Source organism: Geobacillus thermopakistaniensis (genome assembly GCF_000498995.1).
Taxonomy (GTDB): domain Bacteria; phylum Bacillota; class Bacilli; order Bacillales; family Anoxybacillaceae; genus Geobacillus; species Geobacillus thermoleovorans.
Window position 1 is genome coordinate 83,072 of sequence record NZ_AYSF01000030.1, and the last position, 18,893, is coordinate 101,964.

Below are 18,893 nucleotides of genomic sequence, written 5' to 3' on the forward strand. Positions count from 1 at the left end.
TTTTCTATGAGACGGCAAAGAAAGAAAAAATTTTTTTATATCGGCAAAACCTTGATTCTATCATAATGTAAGCGCATTCAAATAGTTTGACCAATCGGAATTTTCAAAAAACGTTATTGACGGCGCAAAGGTTTCGGATTATTATAATTTTCAAATAAGAGAAACGACTCAATACAATGATCGAGCCGTTCAAAGCAACTGCTGACTGATCAAGGAAGAGGGGAACCGAAGTGGGCGAACAATGGATCTTTTTAAACGGAGAATTTGTGACAAAAGAAAACGCCAAAATTTCCGTGTATGACCATGGATTTTTGTATGGCGACGGGGTATTTGAAGGCATTCGCGTCTATAGCGGCAACGTATTCCGCCTCGAAGAACATATAGATCGGCTATACAATTCAGCGAAGTCGATTTTGCTCGACATTCCGTACACGAAGGAAGAAATGATTGGCCACGTGCTCGAAACGATCCGCCGCAACGGCTATCAAGATGCATACATCCGCCTGGTCGTTTCGCGCGGGGTCGGCGATTTAGGACTGGATCCGTACAAATGCAAAACGCCGCAAATCGTGATTATCGTCGAGCCGCTCGCGCTCTTCCCGAAACATTTATATGAAACCGGCATCGAAGTGGTGACAGTGGCGACGCGCCGCAACCGCTCTGATGTGCTGAGCCCGAAAGTCAAATCGCTCAACTACCTAAACAATGTGCTTGTCAAAATCGAGGCGCATTTGGCGAACGTAAGCGAAGCGCTGATCTTAAACGATCAAGGCTATGTCGCGGAAGGTTCGGGAGACAATGTTTTCATCATCAAAAACGGCGTCATTTACACACCGCCTGGGTATGTCGGGGCGCTTGAAGGCATTACGCGTCAAGCGATCATCGAAATCGCGGAGGATCTCGGCTATACGGTGAAAGAGGAGCCGTTTACCCGCCATGATGTCTATGTCGCGGATGAAGTGTTTTTGACGGGGACGGCGGCCGAAGTCATTTCGGTCATTAAAGTCGATGGCCGGACGATCGGCGACGGGACGCCGGGACCGCATACCAAGCGGTTGCTTGAAGAATTTCGCCGCCGCGTGGTCGTCGAAGGAGTAAAGGTGTATCCGACGAACGCCAATGTCGGTTGATCGTCCATGACAAGTGGATAGCGAAAAAGCGTTGACGAGGATAAGTAGTCAGCGGGGTCAACATCCACAGAGAGCCGGGGGAGCTGCGAACCGGTGATGTTGCCGCTTGATGAACTCACCTCTGAGCGCCAGCCTGAACGCCGGACGGCTAGTAGGGCTGGACGAGTGGAGACGCGCGCTTCACTCGTTACCAAAATGAGCGGCCGGCTTCGGCTGGCCGCTCCTGAGGCGGCCGTCACGGCCGTGAAGAAGGGTGGTACCGCGGAAAGGAAACCTTTTCGCCCCTTTGGCTGGAAATGACAGCCATCGTGGGCGGAAAGGTTTTTTATATGGATGACAAATCACAGGGAGGATCGACGATGACAAAAATGAAAGTCGAGGAACAAGAAAAAGCGAGGACGAAGGCGAGAATGAGCGGGTCGCTGATGCTCATTGAAGCGCTCAAGGAAGAAAAAGTCGAAGTCATCTTCGGCTATCCGGGGGGGGCGGTGCTCCCGCTGTATGACGAGTTGTATAAAGCCGGCGTGTTCCACGTGCTGACGCGGCATGAGCAAGGGGCCATCCATGCGGCGGAAGGATATGCGCGCATTTCTGGAAAACCAGGGGTCGTCATCGCCACCTCCGGCCCGGGAGCGACCAACATCGTCACCGGGTTGACCGACGCGATGATGGATTCGCTGCCGCTCGTCGTCTTTACCGGGCAAGTGGCCACGAGCGTCATCGGCTCGGATGCGTTTCAGGAGGCGGACGTTGTCGGCATTACGATGCCGATTACGAAACACAACTACCAAGTGCGCGACATCAGCGAGCTGCCGAGAATCATTAAAGAGGCGTTTCACATTGCGACGACCGGGCGCCCCGGACCGGTGTTGATCGATATTCCAAAAGACATTACGACGGCCGAAGGGGAGTTTGATTACGATCAAGACGTTCATTTGCCTGGCTATCAGCCGACGACGCAGCCGAACCATTGGCAAATCCGCCGGCTTGTCGAGGTGGTCAGCCAATCAAAGCGGCCGGTCATTTTAGCCGGCGCTGGCATCTTGCACGCCAATGCGTCCAATGAATTGCGGCAATACGCCGAACAGCAAAACATTCCGGTCATTCATACGCTCCTTGGCCTTGGCGGTTTCCCGGCCGACCATCCGCTGTTTTTAGGCATGGCCGGCATGCACGGTACGTATACGGCGAATATGGCGCTGTGTGAATGCGATTTGCTCATCAACATCGGCGCCCGCTTCGATGACCGGGTCACCGGCAATTTAAAATATTTCGCTCCGAAAGCGACCGTCGCCCATATCGACATCGATCCGGCGGAAATCGGCAAAAACGTGCCGACGAAAATTCCAATCGTCAGCGATGCAAAAGCCGCCTTGCAAGAGCTGATCGCCCAGCAAGGCAAGCCGGCGGACACGGCGGCGTGGCTCACGCAGCTTGATGAATGGAAGCGGCGCTTCCCGCTCCATTATGAGCCGGAAGCCGGCACGATCAAACCGCAAAAACTGATCGAGATGATCTATGAAATGACAAACGGCGAGGCGATCGTGACGACGGACGTCGGCCAGCATCAAATGTGGGCGGCGCAATATTACAAGTTCAACCGGCCGCACCGGTGGGTGACGTCCGGGGGGCTCGGCACGATGGGCTTCGGGCTTCCGGCAGCGATCGGCGCCCAGCTCGCCGATCGGAGCGCTACGGTCGTTTCGATCGTCGGCGACGGCGGCTTCCAAATGACGTTCCAAGAACTGTCGGTCATCCAGGAGCTACGGCTGCCGATCAAAATCGTCATCGTCAACAACCAGGCGCTCGGCATGGTGCGGCAATGGCAGGAGCTGTTCTATGACAAACGGTACTCCCATTCGCTCATTCCGAACCAGCCGGATTTCGTCAAGCTTGCCGAAGCATACGGGATGCCAGGTCTGCGGGCGAAGACGGAGGCGGAAGCGGCCGAAGTGTTAAAACAAGCGTTTGCGATGGATGGGCCGGTGTTGCTTGATTTCCATGTCCGCGCCGACGAGAACGTCTATCCGATGGTGGCGCCCGGCAAAGGGCTTCATGAAATGGTGGGGGTGAAAGCATGCGAAGAATCATCACGATGACAGTCAACAACCGCCCCGGCGTCTTAAACCGCATTACCGGGTTGTTTACAAAGCGGCATTACAATATCGAAAGCATTACGGTCGGGCATACGGAAATCGAGGGCATTTCGCGGATGACGTTCGTCGTCAACGTTGACGATGAACGGACGGCGGAGCAAATCATTAAGCAGCTGAACAAGCAGATTGATGTGTTGAAGGTGAATGACATCACCGACCAAGCGATCGTCGCCCGCGAGCTGGCGCTCATTAAAGTTGCCGCTCCTCCGGCGGTCCGCCAGGAAATTTACACGCTCATCGAGCCGTTTCGCGCCTCGATCGTCGACGTAAGCAAAGACAGCCTCGTCATTCAAGTGACCGGCGAGCCGGAGAAAGTCGAGGCGTTGATTGAACTATTGCGCCCGTACGGCATTAAGGAAGTGGCGCGCACGGGAACGACCGCGTTCACCCGCGGGGCGCAAAAAGCGACGACGAATCAGAAAACGGCGTTCATTATTTAACAGCTATCATACAAAACAGCGCTGATTGCTTCATGGAACCGCCAAACAAGGGGCGGCCAAGCGTAGGGATTGTCAAACTACAGAACAAAGGAGAGGGTAATCATGGCAAAAGTCTACTATAACGGGGATGCAAACGAACAATATTTGCAAGGGAAAACGGTCGCGATCATCGGCTACGGCTCGCAAGGCCACGCCCATGCGCAAAACTTGCGCGACAGCGGCGTTCGCGTCATCGTCGGACTGCGAAAAGGAAAATCGTGGGAGCAGGCAGAACAAGACGGATTTGAGGTGTATTCAGTCCGCGAAGCGGCGAAGCAGGCTGATATCGTCATGGTGCTGCTGCCGGATGAGAAGCAGCCGGCCGTGTACAAAGAGGAAATCGAGCCGGAACTCGAGCCAGGCAATGCGCTTGTGTTTGCGCACGGCTTTAACATCCATTTCAGCCAAATTGTCCCACCGAATCATGTTGACGTCTTCTTGGTTGCGCCGAAAGGCCCAGGCCATCTCGTGCGGCGCACATATACGGAAGGAGCGGGCGTGCCGGCGCTCATCGCCGTCTACCAAGATGTGACCGGACACGCGAAAGAAACGGCGCTCGCCTACGCGAAAGCGATCGGCGCTGCTCGAGCTGGGGTGTTGGAGACGACGTTCAAAGAAGAGACGGAAACCGACTTGTTCGGTGAACAAGCGGTGCTGTGCGGTGGGCTGACGGCGCTCATTAAAGCCGGGTTTGAAACGCTCGTTGAAGCCGGGTATCAGCCGGAAGTCGCCTATTTTGAGTGTTTGCATGAGATGAAGCTCATCGTCGATCTCCTTTACGAAGGCGGTTTGTCGTGGATGCGCTATTCGATTTCCGATACGGCGCAATGGGGCGACTTTATCACCGGCCCGCGCATTATTAACGACGCTGTGAAAGCGGAAATGAAAAAGGTGCTCGATGACATTCAAACCGGCAAATTCGCGAAGAGCTGGATTTTGGAAAACCAAGCGAACCGTCCGGAGTTCAACGCCATCAACCGGCGTGAGAATGAGCATTTGATTGAGATTGTCGGACGCGAACTGCGAAGCATGATGCCGTTTGTGAAGGCAAAACAAATCGAGGCGGTGGTGCCAGGTGCGAAAAATTAAGTTTTTTGATACCACATTGCGTGATGGGGAACAATCCGCTGGTGTGAACTTGAATTTGCAAGAAAAGTTGGAAATTGCCCGTCAACTTGAACGGCTGCGGGTTGACATCATCGAGGCGGGTTTCCCCGCCTCATCGAAAGGCGATTTTGAGGCGGTCAAACAAATTGCCGAAACGGTGAGAACATGCTCGGTCACCGGGCTGTCGCGCTCGGTCCGAAGCGACATTGATGCGGCGTGGGAGGCGTTAAAAGGCGGCGCGGAGCCGCGGCTCCACCTATTCATCGCCACCTCGCCGATCCATATGGTGCATAAATTGCGGATGACGCCGGAACAAGTGATTGAAGCGGCGGTTGAGGCGGTGAAATACGCGAAGCGCTTTTTCCCGATCGTCCAATGGTCGGCGGAAGATGCGTGCCGAAGCGAGTTGCCGTTTTTGGCGAAAATCGTCGCCGAAGTGATCAAAGCCGGCGCCTCGGTGATCAACATTCCGGATACGGTCGGCTATATTACGCCGAAAGAATACGGGGAAATTTTCCTCTATTTGCAAAACAATGTTCCGAATATTGAAAAGGTTTCACTCTCCGCTCATTGTCATGATGACTTGGGCATGGCNCAACATTCCGGATACGGTCGGCTATATTACGCCGAAAGAATACGGGGAAATTTTCCTCTATTTGCAAAACAATGTTCCGAATATTGAAAAGGTTTCACTCTCCGCTCATTGTCATGATGACTTGGGCATGGCGGTGGTGAACTCGCTGTCGGCCATTGAACATGGAGCGACGCAGGTCGAGTGCACGATCAACGGCATCGGCGAGCGGGCCGGCAATGCGGCGCTTGAGGAAATCGCTGTCGCCCTTCACATCCGCAAAGACTACTATCAAGTGGAAACGCGCCTCAATTTGCAGGAAATTAAGCGCACAAGCAATCTTGTCAGCAAGCTGACCGGGGTCGTCGTTCCACCCAACAAAGCGGTCGTCGGCAAAAACGCGTTTGCGCATGAATCGGGCATCCATCAAGACGGCGTCTTAAAAGAAAAAACGACATACGAAATCATTTCGCCGGAGCTCGTCGGCGTGCCGTCGAATTCGATGGTGCTCGGCAAACATTCCGGCCGCCATGCGCTTCGCAACCGGGTTGAGGAGCTCGGCTACACGTTGTCCGATGAAGAAATCAATCAGCTGTTTGTCCGTTTTAAAGAATTGGCGGACAAAAAGAAGGACATTACCGACGACGATTTAATCGCGTTGATTTTCGAAGAGAAGTTCGACCACTTTAAAGATTTTTACCAATTGTCTTCCATTCAAGTGCAATACGGGACGAATCAAATTCCGACAGCGGTAGTTGTACTGAAAGACGGGAAGGGGAATGAAATCCAAGAAGCGGCGACCGGCGCCGGCAGCGTCGAGGCGCTGTACAATACATTGGAACGTTGCTTCCAAACGCCGGTGACGCTGCTTGACTACCGGATCGAATCGGTCGGCGGCGGCCGCGATGCGTTGGCCCAAGTGTTCGTCAAAGTGCGCGCCCATGACATCGAGACGAGCGGGCGCGGCACTGCACAAGACGTGTTGGAAGCATCGGCGAAAGCGTACATCAACGCCATCAACCGTGTGTTTATGATCGAAGCGATGCGCGGCGAAAACGAGAAAGTGGCAACACCATAAAAACGGGGGGATTCAGAATGGGAAACTATCGGATTGCCGTCTTGCCAGGGGATGGCATCGGCAAAGAAGTGACGTCCGGAGCGGTCGAGGTATTAAAAGCGGTCGGCATCCGGTTTGGCCACGAGTTTACGTTTGAATATGGATTGATCGGTGGAGCGGCGATCGATGAGGCGGGGACGCCGCTCCCCGAGGAAACGCTCCGCCTTTGCCGAGAAAGCGATGCGGTGCTGCTTGGGGCGGTCGGCGGTCCGAAGTGGGATGACAACCCTCCGCATTTGCGCCCGGAAAAAGGATTGCTTGCCATTCGCAAGCAGCTCGACTTATATGCCAACTTGCGGCCGGTTGTTTGCTATGACAGTTTGGTTTCCGCTTCGCCGTTAAAACCGGATCTCGTGCAAGGCGTCGATTTTGTCATCGTCCGCGAGCTGACCGGCGGCATTTACTTCGGCCAGCCGAGCGGCCGCGTCGTCGAAAACGGCGAAGAAAAAGCAGTGGACACCTTGTTATATAAAAAGGAAGAAATTGAGCGGATCGTCCGCATGGCGTTTATACTCGCACGCGGGCGGAAGAAAAAAGTGACTTCGGTCGACAAGGCGAACGTCCTTTCGTCAAGCCGTCTATGGCGGGAAGTGGCCGAAGAGGTGGCGAAGCAGTTTCCGGACGTCACGCTTGAGCATATGCTTGTTGACAATGCCGCGATGCAGCTCATCCGTGCGCCGAAGCAGTTTGATGTCATTGTGACAGAAAACATGTTTGGCGACATTTTAAGCGATGAAGCCTCCATGTTGTCCGGTTCGCTCGGGATGCTGCCGTCAGCCAGCTTATCCGCTTCCGGTCCGAGCTTGTATGAGCCGGTGCACGGTTCAGCGCCTGATATCGCCGGCATGAACAAAGCCAATCCGATTGCGGCGATTTTGTCGGCCGCGATGATGCTTCGCCTGTCGTTCGGGCTCACCGCGGAAGCGGAGGCGGTAGAGCACGCGGTGTGGCAGGCGCTCGCCCTAGGTTTGCGCACCGCCGACTTGGCGCCAAGCGGCGGCCGCATCGTATCCACGAACGAAATGGTCGAAGAAATCAAAGCGGCGGTGCTGGATTATACGGCCATTGCTCAAATTATGACCGTTTATGCCTAAGACGTGCGAGGTGAAAGCCAATGAAGCCGAAAACGATCATCGATAAAATTTGGGAAAACCACGTCGTCTACCGTGAGGAGGGCAAACCGGATTTATTGTACATCGATTTGCACTTAGTGCATGAAGTGACCTCGCCGCAAGCGTTTGAAGGATTGCGGCAAAAAGGGCGGAAGGTGCGGCGGCCGGATTTGACCTTTGCGACGATGGACCATAACGTGCCGACCGTTAACCGATTTGTGATTACCGACGAAGTGGCGCGCAACCAAATCGCTGCGCTTGAGCGCAACTGCCGCGAGTTCGGCATTCCGCTCGCCGACCTACACAGCGAAGAGCAAGGAATCGTTCACGTCATCGGCCCAGAGCTCGGGTTGACCCAGCCGGGGAAAACGATCGTTTGCGGCGACAGCCATACGTCGACGCACGGGGCGTTTGGCGCCTTGGCGTTTGGCATCGGCACGAGCGAAGTCGAGCATGTATTGGCTACACAAACGCTTTGGCAGCATAAGCCGAAAACGCTGCAAATCTGCATCAACGGCCGCCTCGGCAAAGGAGTGACCGCCAAAGATGTCATCTTGGCCATTATCGGCCGCTATGGCGTTGGCATCGGCACCGGTTATATTATCGAATTTACAGGCGAAGCGATCCGACGCATGTCGATGGAAGAGCGAATGACGATTTGCAACATGTCGATTGAAGCTGGGGCGAGAGCCGGCCTCATCAGCCCGGATGAAACGACGTTTGCCTATTTGCGCGGCCGCAAATATGCGCCAAAAGGCGAGGAGTTTGACAAGGCGGTGGAACGGTGGCGGGCGCTTGCAAGCGATGAGGGGGCGGAATACGATAAAACGATTGAAATCGATGCGTCGACGATCGCTCCGATGGTGACGTGGGGGACGAACCCCGCGATGAGCACTTCCGTCGATGGCGTCGTGCCGCATCCCGAGCAATTTGAAAGCAAAACAGAGCAAAACGCGGTGCGCCGGGCGCTTGAGTACATGGGGCTCAAGCCGGGCACGCCGATTACGGATATTCCGGTGCAGCACGTCTTCATCGGTTCGTGCACCAACTCACGCCTCAGCGATTTGCGCGCGGCGGCGAGCATCGTGAAAGGGAAAAAAGTGGCTCCGGGTGTACGGGCGCTCGTCGTGCCTGGATCGCAGCAAGTGAAAAAACAAGCCGAGGCGGAAGGGTTGGCGCAAATTTTCATCGACGCCGGTTTTGAATGGCGCGACTCCGGCTGCAGCGCCTGTTTGGGCATGAACCCGGACATCATTCCGGAAGGCGAGCACTGTGCGTCAACGTCGAATCGCAACTTTGAAGGGCGGCAAGGAAAAGGGGCGCGCACGCATCTCGTCAGCCCGGTGATGGCCGCGGCGGCTGCGATTTACGGACATTTTGTCGATGTGCGCCAGCTTGAAGCCGAGCCGGTCTGTTAAATTGACGATCGTGATGGCAAAAGAGGCGGCGCGGCATCCTAGGAAGCCGAGCTCCTTTGCCATCAGTGACATCCATAACGGAAGGGGGAAAGGACGATGAAGCCGTTTACGATCCATCGCGGAAAAACCGCCGGCATCGATCGTGCGAATATTGATACCGATCAAATCATTCCAAAGCAGTTTTTGAAACGGATTGAACGCACCGGCTTTGGCCAGTTTCTCTTTTACGATTGGCGGTATTTGAGCGACGGCACGCCAAATCCGGAGTTTGAGCTCAACCGCCCGGAAAACGAAGGGGCGACGATTTTAGTCGCCGATGAAAACTTCGGCTGCGGCTCATCGCGCGAACATGCGCCGTGGGCGCTGCAAGATTACGGATTCCGCGTCATCATTGCCCCATCGTTTGCCGATATTTTTTACAACAACTGCTTAAAAAACGGGCTGTTGCCGATCCGGCTGGATAAAGAGGATGTCCGCTACTTGCTGCGCCAAAGCGAGCGCGCAGACTATGAACTGACGGTTTCGCTTGAAGAACAGCGGGTATTTGACGATGAAGGATTTTCGCGTCCGTTTGACATTGACCCGTATCGAAAACAGTTGCTGTTAAAGGGATGGGATGAAATTGATTTAACGTTTGTCTATGAACCGTATATTCAAGCGTATGAACAACAGCATAGCCCGCGGCCGTAAGCGTCTGTTTTTTGCGGTGCAGCGCGGCGGCAAAAATCGGCTGTTCCGCCGTTATTTTGGCAGGAACAGCCTCTTTGTTTTGCATATAGGAGGATGAAGAAAATGGACGGCGGCAGCAAGCGCCAAAAAGGGTTGGCTTGTTTCGGCTAAGAAAACTTGTTACACTTGTGGTAAACACATATAGGAGCGGGCGAAGATGGCCGGGAAAAAAGGAAAAATCATCATGTTTCCGCAAACGAAAGAACGGCTGATGGAAGAGGCGTTTGCTGCGCTCGAGGCGAAGCGGTATAAAGAAGCGCTCCGCTTTTTGCGCGCCGCCGAACAGCTTGGCGACCACAGCTTTCCGGTTCGGCTTGGGCTGGCTGTCTGTTGCTATGAGCTTGGGGAATATGATGAGGCGGAGCGGCGTCTTGCCGGTTTGCTTGACGAGCAACCGGGCAACGGTGAACTGTTGCAAATGTATATTGCCATATTGTTGCAAACGAATCGATACAGCAAGGCCGAAACCGTGATCCGCCACGCCTTGCGTCGTCCGTCGTTATCCGTTTCGCTGCGCGAACAGCTTCACCAGCTGCTCCGGTTTAGTGAAAAAATGAATGCCCGCACGCTTCCGCCCGCGGAGTGGAAGCGGGTGAGACGGCTGCTTGAGTCCGGGGACATTGCTGAGCAGCTGCAACTGATTAAACAACTGGAAAAAGAAGACATCGAGCCGGTGCTGCCGTTGCTCAAGCAATATTTACGCGCACCGGAAAAAAGCCCGATGGCGAAAACGATGCTCCTTCGCCTGTTGACAGGGAAGCGAGTCAACGAAACGGTGACGGTTGAGAAATTTGGCCGTTGCATGGAGGTCGTCCCGTCAGCGTTGGACGAACAGACGGAAACGGAATTTGCTTCATCGTTGCTGGGTCGGCTTGAACAGCAGCTCGCGGCGGAAAGCCCGAGTTTGTATGAAACGGCGGCGGACATTTGGCTTCGCTATGCATATGTGTTGTACCCGTTTCCGCCAGAGCCGGCGGATGCAGCGGCCTGGCTTGCTGCTCTCCATTGGATGGCGAGCCGGTTTTTAGGCTTGGATGCTGACGCGACCGCCTTGGCCGACCGCTACGGTGTGGAGGCGGCGGAGATGGCAACGCTTTGCCAAAAGCTATACGAAATAGAGGAACTTTCCTCCCTCTAATGGCTCGTTCTCTGTTGAAACATGGCTGTTGTATGTTATAATATAATGGCTGTGCTATGTATCTGTTTTCGCATACTTGTCTACATAATTGGGCATCATAAAAAGATCTGGACAAGCGGAGTGCGCTATGGTCCGAGCAATGATTTCAGGTGGAGGGAACAAGGATGTCAGTCAAATGGGAAAAGCTTGAAGGGAACGAAGGCGTATTGACCGTTGAGGTCGACGCCGAGAAAGTGAACAAAGGCTTGGACGCCGCGTTTAAAAAAGTGGTGAAAAACATCACGCTTCCGGGCTTCCGCAAGGGGAAAGTGCCGCGCGTTCTGTTTGAAAAACGCTTCGGCGTCGAAGCGCTCTATCAAGATGCGCTCGACATTTTGCTGCCAGAGGCGTATGCCAAAGCCGTCGAAGAGGCAGGCATCGAACCGGTGTCAATGCCGGAGATTGACATTGAGCAAATGGAAAAAGGCAAAAGCTTAATTTTCAAAGCGAAAGTGACCGTAAAGCCGGAAGTCAAGCTCGGTCAATACAAAGGGCTTGAAGTGGAAAAAATGGATACAACCGTGACGGACGAAGATGTCGAAAACGAATTGAAACGTTTGCAAGAAAATTACGCCGAACTTGTCGTGAAAGAAGACGGGACGGTGGAAAACGGCGATACGGTCGTCATCGATTTCCAAGGGTTTGTCGACGGCGAGCCGTTTGAAGGCGGCAAGGCGGAGAACTATTCGCTTGAAATCGGCTCTGGAACGTTCATTCCGGGATTTGAAGAACAGCTTGTCGGCATGAAAGCCGGCGAGGAAAAAGAAATCCAAGTCACATTCCCGGATGAATACCACGCGAAGCAATTGGCCGGCAAACCGGCGACGTTTAAAGTGCAAGTGCATGAAGTGAAAGCGAAACAGCTGCCGGCGCTTGACGATGAGTTTGCCAAAGACGTCGATGAAGAAGTCGAAACGCTTGACGAACTGAAGGCGAAAATTCGCGCCCGTTTGGAAGAGGCGAAAAAGAACGAGGCGGAGACTGCCTTGCGCAATGCGGTTGTCGAAAAAGCGGCAGCCAACGCCGAAATGGATATTCCGGAGGTTATGATCAAAAACGAAACCGACCGGATGCTTCGCGAATTTGACCAACGCCTGCAAATGCAAGGTCTGAACTTGCAGTTGTATTACCAATTCTCCGGCCAAGATGAAGCGTCGTTGCGCGAGCAAATGAAAGAAGATGCCGAAAAACGGGTGCGCGCGGCGTTGACGCTTGAAGCGATCGCGAAGGCCGAAAACATTGAAGTAACCGACGAGGAAGTAAACAAAGAGCTCGAAAAAATGGCGGAAGCCTACAAGCTGAGCGTGGACAAGCTGAAAGAGCTGCTCGGCAGCTTAGATGGCGTCAAAGAAGATTTGAAATGGCGGAAAACAGTCGATTTTCTTGTAGAGCACAGCAAGGTTGCGGCATAATATATCTTAAGGAAAGAACAAGGCGCGAGACGTTCGTGCCTTGTTCTTTATCCACAACAATGGCGCCTGAGCGGCAATTTTCAAACTTTTCTAAACAGATAACGGTTTTTTCATTCGCTTTTTCAGGAACATTTATGGTAAAATAGCGAATACATACGTTTTTACGACATAAGAGATGGCGGAAATGGATACATAAGCAGGCGCGATTTCGTTGGCAAGGGGTGAATGATATGTTTAAATTCAATGATGAAAAAGGGCAGTTGAAATGCTCGTTCTGCGGCAAAACACAGGATCAAGTGCGAAAGCTCGTTGCCGGTCCGGGGGTTTACATTTGCGACGAGTGCATTGAGCTATGCACGGAAATTGTTGAAGAGGAGCTCGGCAATGAAGAGGAATTTGAATTTAAAGACGTGCCGAAACCGTTGGAAATTCGGGAAATTCTAGATGAGTACGTCATCGGTCAAGATGAGGCGAAAAAATCGCTCGCCGTTGCTGTTTACAATCATTATAAACGGATCAATTCCGGCAGCAAAATCGATGATGTCGAGCTGTCGAAAAGCAACATTTTAATGATCGGGCCGACCGGGAGCGGGAAAACGCTGCTGGCGCAAACATTGGCGCGCATTTTGAACGTGCCGTTTGCCATCGCCGATGCCACCTCGCTTACAGAGGCCGGCTATGTTGGCGAAGACGTCGAAAACATTTTGTTAAAGCTCATCCAAGCGGCTGATTATGACGTCGAACGGGCGGAAAAAGGCATTATTTACATCGATGAAATTGACAAAATCGCCCGCAAATCGGAAAACCCTTCCATCACTCGCGACGTATCCGGCGAAGGGGTGCAACAGGCGCTGTTGAAAATTTTAGAAGGCACCATTGCCAGCGTTCCGCCGCAGGGCGGCCGCAAACATCCGCATCAAGAATTCATTCAAATCGATACGACGAACATTTTGTTCATTTGCGGTGGAGCGTTTGACGGCATTGAGCCGATCATCAAGCGCCGCCTTGGCAAAAAAGTGATCGGTTTTGGCGCGGAAATGAACCAGACGGATGTCGACGAGAAAAACTTGTTGTCGAAAGTGCTGCCGGAAGACTTGCTCAAATTCGGACTGATTCCGGAGTTCATCGGCCGTCTGCCGGTCATTACGACGCTCGAGCCGCTCGACGAACAGGCGTTGATCGACATTTTGACGAAACCGAAAAATGCCATTGTGAAGCAATACCAAAAAATGCTTGAGCTTGACGGCGTTGAGCTCGAGTTTGAAGAAGCGGCGCTCCGTGAAATCGCGAAAAAAGCGATTGAGCGGAAAACGGGCGCGCGCGGCCTTCGCTCGATCATCGAAGGCATTATGCTCGATGTGATGTTTGAGCTGCCGTCGCGCGAAGATGTGCAAAAGTGCATCATCACGCTCGACACGGTGCGCGGCACAAAGCCGCCGACGCTGATCCGTCATGATGGCACCGTCATCGAGCTGGAACGGAAAACATCTGCCTGATGGGAAAACCGCCTTTTTTCGGCGGTTTCTTTTTTTGCCGCCCATGCCCTGGGCGCCGGTCGGCGCTTTTTTTGTTTATTCCCGCCAGTTCGCGGAGATACTATCATACTACATACCATCTAAAGGCAGGAGGATATCGGGGCATGGATTGGACGAACATCGTACTGGTCATCCAGCTGTTTTTCGGGGTCATCATCGGCCTTTATTTTTGGAATTTGCTAAGAGGGCAACGTGTGCAAAAAGTTTCGATTGATAAAGAGTCGCGCAAAGAGATGGAACAGCTCCGCAAGCTGCGTTCGATTTCGCTCACCGAGCCGCTGGCGGAAAAAGTGCGGCCGAAAAGTTTTGACGACATCGTCGGTCAGGAAGACGGCATCAAGGCGTTAAAAGCCGCTTTATGCGGCCCCAACCCGCAGCATGTCATCATTTACGGGCCGCCCGGCGTCGGCAAGACGGCAGCTGCTCGGCTCGTGCTTGAGGAAGCGAAAAAAAATCCGCTCTCCCCGTTTAAGAAAAATGCGGTGTTCGTGGAGCTTGACGCGACGACGGCGCGCTTTGACGAGCGCGGCATCGCCGACCCCCTCATCGGCTCGGTGCACGACCCGATTTACCAGGGGGCCGGGGCGATGGGGCAAGCCGGCATTCCCCAGCCGAAGCAAGGGGCGGTGACGAACGCCCACGGGGGCGTTTTATTCATCGACGAAATCGGCGAGCTTCATCCGATCCAAATGAACAAGTTGTTGAAAGTGCTTGAGGACCGGAAAGTATTTTTTGAAAGCGCCTATTACAGCAAAGAAAATCCGCAAATCCCAAGCCATATTCACGATATTTTCCAAAATGGACTGCCGGCTGATTTCCGTCTTGTCGGGGCGACGACGCGCACGCCGAACGAAATTCCTCCGGCCATTCGCTCTCGCTGCCTGGAAGTATTTTTCCGTGAGTTGGACCAAGATGAAATCGCCCTCATCGCGAAAAAGGCGGCGGAAAAAATCCGCTTAAACGTGTCAGAAAGCGGCATTCGCCTCCTTGCCGCCTATGCGCGCAACGGGCGGGAGGCGGTCAACATGATGCAAATTGCCGCTGGCCTGGCCATCACGGAAAACCGAGAAAACATTTTGGACAAAGATATTGAATGGGTCATTCAATCGAGCCAAATGACTCCGCGCTATGAGAAGAAAATCGCTTCCGCTCCGGCGGTCGGCGTCGTCAACGGTCTGGCTGTGTATGGACCAAACACCGGTGCGTTGCTCGAAATTGAGGTGACCGCCTTGCCGGCGAAAGGAAAAGGATTGATCAATGTCACCGGCATTGTCGAGGAGGAAAGCATCGGCAGTGCAGAAAAATCGGTGCGGCGCAAAAGCATGGCGCGCGGCTCGGCGGAAAACGTCATTACGGTGTTGCGGGCGATGGGCGTGCCAGCGGACCGCTACGACATTCATGTCAACTTTCCGGGCGGGGTGCCGGTTGACGGCCCTTCAGCCGGGGTGGCGATTGCAGTCGGCATTTATTCCGCCATTTACCAGCTGCCAGTCGATCATACGGTCGCGATGACCGGAGAAATCAGCATCCGTGGCTGCGTGAAACCGGTCGGCGGCGTGTTCGCCAAAATCAAAGCGGCCAAACAAGCCGGGGCGAAAAAAGTCATCATCCCGATTGAGAATATGCAATCGTTGCTAGGCGAAGTCAGCGGCATTCAAATCATCGCCGTCCGCCGCCTCGAGGAAGTGCTCGTCCATGTGTTCGGCGAAGAGGCGCTCCGCCGCGGCCCCGCGCTGCTGCCAGCGGCTATGGACCGCTCGGAGAAAAAGCTCGTCTAGCCAAAGGAAACGGCGGCAAGGCGAACGATTGGCAACGAAAGCGGGCGATCCGCTCGCAACCGAGTCGGGCGGTTCGCCCGGCCTCTCTTTTATGTACGGCTTCGGCGCAAGCGGATCGTCGCTGAAGTCGGTTTTTCTTTGCCTGCAGACGGAGCGCCGCGCGCTTTTTCGTTCGTCAAATTTTACAAACCCGGCTACCGTACTATACAATAAACGAATAGAAGCGAGAGATGGAGGTGTTCGGCGTGAACGGAAAGAAAAAGGAGACGGTCGTTCCGCTTTTGCCGCTGCGTGGGTTGCTCGTGTTTCCGACGATGGTGCTCCATTTGGATGTCGGGCGCGAGAAATCGGTCAAAGCGCTCGAACAAGCCATGGTTGAGGATCATATGATTTTGCTGACGTCGCAAAAAGACGTTGCCATCGACGAACCGGACATGGATGACTTATATAAAATGGGAACGATCGCGCGCGTCAAGCAACTTCTAAAACTCCCGAACGGCACGTTCCGCGTGCTTGTCGAAGGCGTCGCTCGGGCGCTCATTACGGAAGTGATCAGCGAGGAGCCGTACTTTCTCGTCAAAGTCGAAAAGTTTGCTGATCGGGCGGCGAAAGATTTAGAAGATGAGGCGCTCAAGCGGACGATGCTTGAATATTTCGAGCAGTACATAAACTTGTCCAAGCGGCTGTCGGTCGACATTTACGCCTCGATCGTCGACATCGATGAGCCGGGGCGAATGGCGGACATCATCGCCTCGCACTTGCCGCTTAAGCTTGAGGAAAAACAGCGCATTTTAGAAACGATCGACGTGAAAGAGCGCCTCAATAAAATCATCCAAATTTTGCACAACGAAAAAGAAGTGCTCCAGCTTGAGAAAAAGATCAGCGCCCGCGTCAAGCAGTCGATGGAGCGGACGCAAAAAGAGTATTATTTGCGCGAGCAAATGAAGGCGATTCAAAAAGAGCTTGGCGAAAAAGAAGGAAAAACGGGCGAAGTCGAGGAGCTGAAAGAAAAAATCGAGGCGGCCGGCATGCCGGAGCATGTGAAACAAACGGCATTGAAGGAGCTTGACCGCTATGAAAAAATTCCGGCGACCTCAGCGGAAAGCGCAGTCATTCGCAACTACCTCGATTGGCTCATCGCCTTGCCGTGGTCGAAAGAAACAGAAGACATCCACGACATTAAGCGGGCGGAAGCGATTTTAAACGAGGAGCATTACGGGCTCGATAAAGTGAAAGAACGGGTGCTTGAATTTTTATCTGTCAAGCAGCTGACGAAATCGTTAAAAGGTCCGATTCTTTGCCTCGCCGGACCGCCGGGGGTCGGCAAAACGTCGCTCGCCCGCTCGATCGCCAAAGCGCTCGGCCGCCGCTTCGTCCGCGTTTCGCTCGGCGGCGTCCGCGACGAATCGGAAATTCGCGGCCATCGCCGCACGTATGTCGGCGCCATGCCGGGACGCATTATCCAGGGGATGAAAAAAGCAGGCACGATCAACCCCGTCTTCTTGCTTGATGAAATCGACAAAATGTCGAGCGATTTCCGTGGCGATCCATCGGCGGCCATGCTGGAGGTGCTTGACCCGGAGCAAAATCATACGTTCAGCGACCATTACATTGAAGAGCCGTACGATCTATCGAAAGTCATGTTTATCGCCACGGCCAACCATTTGGCGGCGATTCCGCAGCCGCTCTTGGACCGGATGGAAGTGATCCACATACCAGGCTACACAGAAGTGGAGAAGCTGCATATCGCCAAGCGGCATTTGCTGCCGAAACAAATCACCGAGCACGGGCTGAAAAAGGCGGCGTTGCAAATTCGCGATGACGCGATGCTCGATATCATCCGCCATTATACGCGCGAAGCCGGGGTGCGGGAGCTTGAGCGGCAGCTCGCCGCTATCTGCCGAAAAGCGGCCCGCCTCATCGTTTCCGGCGAGAAAAAGCGGGTTGTGATCACAGAAAACAATCTTGAGGAATTTTTAGGGAAGCGAAAATACCGCTACGGCCGAGCGGAGGCGGAAGACCAAGTCGGCGTGGCGACCGGGCTGGCGTATACGGCGTTTGGCGGCGATACGCTCGCCATCGAAGTGTCGCTCGCGCCAGGCAATGGGAAACTCGTGCTGACCGGCAAGCTCGGCGATGTCATGAAAGAATCAGCGCAAGCGGCGTTCAGCTACGTGCGGTCGCGCGCTGAGGAGCTTGACATTGATCCGAAGTTCCATGAGAAATATGATATTCACATCCACGTTCCGGAAGGAGCGGTGCCGAAAGACGGGCCATCGGCCGGCATTACGATTGCGACCGCACTCATTTCCGCTTTGACGGGCAAGCCGGTGAGCCGCTTTGTCGGCATGACCGGGGAAATTACGCTGCGCGGCCGCGTTCTTGCGATCGGGGGGCTGAAAGAGAAAACGTTAAGCGCCCATCGTGCCGGATTGAAAACCGTCATTTTGCCGAAAGACAATGAAAAAGATTTGGCTGACATTCCGGAAACGGTGAAGCGCGACTTGCGCTTTGTGCTCGTCTCTCATCTCGATGAGGTGCTGCCGCACGCGTTGGTGGGGTGGAAGCGATGAATGTGAAGAAAGCAGAGCTTGTGACCAGTGCCGTCAAGCCGGAACAATATCCGGACGGCGGACGGCCGGAGGTGGCGCTCGCCGGCCGTTCGAACGTCGGCAAATCATCATTCATCAACAAAATGATCAATCGGAAAAACTTGGCGCGCACCTCCTCAAAGCCAGGTAAAACGCAAACGTTGAATTTTTATTTGATTAACGACTCGTTTTACTTTGTGGACGTGCCAGGTTATGGTTTCGCCCGCGTGTCGAAGCAGGAGCGGCAAAAATGGGGGAACATGATGGAGACGTACTTTACGACGCGCGAGGTGCTTAAGGCGACGGTCCTGCTCGTTGATTTGCGCCATCCGCCGACGAAAGACGATGTGATGATGTACGAGTTTTTGAAACATTACGAGATCCCGGTGATCGTCATCGCGACGAAAGCGGATAAAGTGCCGCGCGGCAAGCATCAAAAACACGCGAAAATCGCGCGCGAGACGCTGCGGATGGCTGACGGCGACCCGCTCATTTTGTTTTCCGCCGAGACCGGACAAGGGAAAGACGAAGCATGGGCGGCGCTTTTGCCGTTTGTGGCCTCATGACGAAAACACCAGCGA

At 53.9% G+C, this 18,893-nt stretch carries 13 protein-coding genes, 2 pseudogenes and 1 other annotated feature; all 15 genes and pseudogenes read left to right on the top strand.

Features of this window, described 5'->3' with window-relative positions; all coding sequences use genetic code 11:
* The first annotated feature begins 230 nt into the window (after positions 1-230).
* The 15 genes and pseudogenes from ilvE to yihA all read left to right on the top strand — a co-directional run bounded on the left by ilvE (position 231) and on the right by yihA (position 18,878).
* On the top strand, positions 231-1,130 hold the full coding sequence (ilvE, locus tag T260_RS134650; protein WP_011232138.1) for a branched-chain-amino-acid transaminase: 900 nt from the start codon (positions 231-233) through the stop codon (positions 1,128-1,130).
* A gap of 22 nt (positions 1,131-1,152) precedes the next feature.
* Positions 1,153-1,419: a binding site (T-box leader), on the top strand.
* A gap of 70 nt (positions 1,420-1,489) precedes the next feature.
* The gene (gene ilvB, locus T260_RS134640; protein ID WP_031212298.1) at positions 1,490-3,229 is read left to right on the top strand and encodes an acetolactate synthase large subunit; all 1,740 of its coding nucleotides are present in this window, start codon (positions 1,490-1,492) and stop codon (positions 3,227-3,229) included.
* Complete coding sequence (gene ilvN, locus T260_RS134635) at positions 3,208-3,726, top strand: acetolactate synthase small subunit (RefSeq protein WP_011232136.1); 519 nt, start codon at positions 3,208-3,210, stop codon at positions 3,724-3,726. The genes ilvB and ilvN overlap by 22 nt, the downstream gene beginning before the upstream one ends.
* Before the next feature lie 102 nt (positions 3,727-3,828).
* On the top strand, positions 3,829-4,854 hold the full coding sequence (gene ilvC / locus T260_RS134630; protein ID WP_014196461.1) for a ketol-acid reductoisomerase: 1,026 nt from the start codon (positions 3,829-3,831) through the stop codon (positions 4,852-4,854).
* Positions 4,841-5,464, top strand: a pseudogene (locus T260_RS1000000140460) (hydroxymethylglutaryl-CoA lyase-like TIM-barrel protein); the annotation flags it as partial. The gene ilvC and the pseudogene T260_RS1000000140460, both read left to right, overlap by 14 nt.
* A 4-nt stretch (positions 5,465-5,468) precedes the next feature.
* Positions 5,469-6,521 (top strand): annotated as a pseudogene (locus T260_RS0119705) (2-isopropylmalate synthase); the annotation flags it as partial.
* Between the two features lie 17 nt (positions 6,522-6,538).
* Complete coding sequence (gene leuB, locus T260_RS134625) at positions 6,539-7,654, top strand: 3-isopropylmalate dehydrogenase (RefSeq protein WP_014196459.1); 1,116 nt, start codon at positions 6,539-6,541, stop codon at positions 7,652-7,654.
* 20 nt (positions 7,655-7,674) lie between these two features.
* A complete protein-coding gene (gene leuC, locus T260_RS134620; RefSeq protein WP_023633492.1) occupies positions 7,675-9,090 on the top strand; it encodes a 3-isopropylmalate dehydratase large subunit in 1,416 nt (471 codons plus the stop codon).
* A gap of 96 nt (positions 9,091-9,186) precedes the next feature.
* Entirely contained in the window at positions 9,187-9,780 is a 594-nt protein-coding gene (gene leuD / locus T260_RS134615) for a 3-isopropylmalate dehydratase small subunit (RefSeq protein WP_023633493.1), read from the top strand.
* Positions 9,781-9,976: 196 nt separating this feature from the next.
* Positions 9,977-10,957, top strand: coding sequence for a tetratricopeptide repeat protein (locus T260_RS134610; RefSeq protein ID WP_014196456.1), 981 nt, complete (start codon positions 9,977-9,979; stop codon positions 10,955-10,957).
* 164 nt (positions 10,958-11,121) lie between these two features.
* Positions 11,122-12,408: a trigger factor gene (gene tig, locus T260_RS134605; RefSeq protein WP_014196455.1), complete on the top strand. Its 1,287-nt coding sequence runs from the start codon at positions 11,122-11,124 to the stop codon at positions 12,406-12,408.
* 230 nt (positions 12,409-12,638) lie between these two features.
* The gene (gene clpX / locus T260_RS134600) at positions 12,639-13,904 is read left to right on the top strand and encodes an ATP-dependent protease ATP-binding subunit ClpX (protein ID WP_011232128.1); all 1,266 of its coding nucleotides are present in this window, start codon (positions 12,639-12,641) and stop codon (positions 13,902-13,904) included.
* Positions 13,905-14,047: 143 nt separating this feature from the next.
* Positions 14,048-15,721 (top strand): ATP-dependent protease LonB, encoded by a 1,674-nt coding sequence (gene lonB / locus T260_RS134595; protein ID WP_011232127.1) that lies wholly within the window; start codon positions 14,048-14,050, stop codon positions 15,719-15,721.
* A 230-nt stretch (positions 15,722-15,951) separates the two neighbouring features.
* Positions 15,952-18,294, top strand: coding sequence for an endopeptidase La (lon, locus tag T260_RS134590; RefSeq protein ID WP_031212304.1), 2,343 nt, complete (start codon positions 15,952-15,954; stop codon positions 18,292-18,294).
* Positions 18,291-18,878, top strand: a complete 588-nt coding sequence (yihA, locus tag T260_RS134585) for a ribosome biogenesis GTP-binding protein YihA/YsxC (RefSeq protein WP_023633494.1) — start codon at positions 18,291-18,293, stop codon at positions 18,876-18,878. Before lon ends, yihA begins: the two co-directional genes overlap by 4 nt.
* The last annotated feature ends 15 nt before the right edge of the window (positions 18,879-18,893 follow it).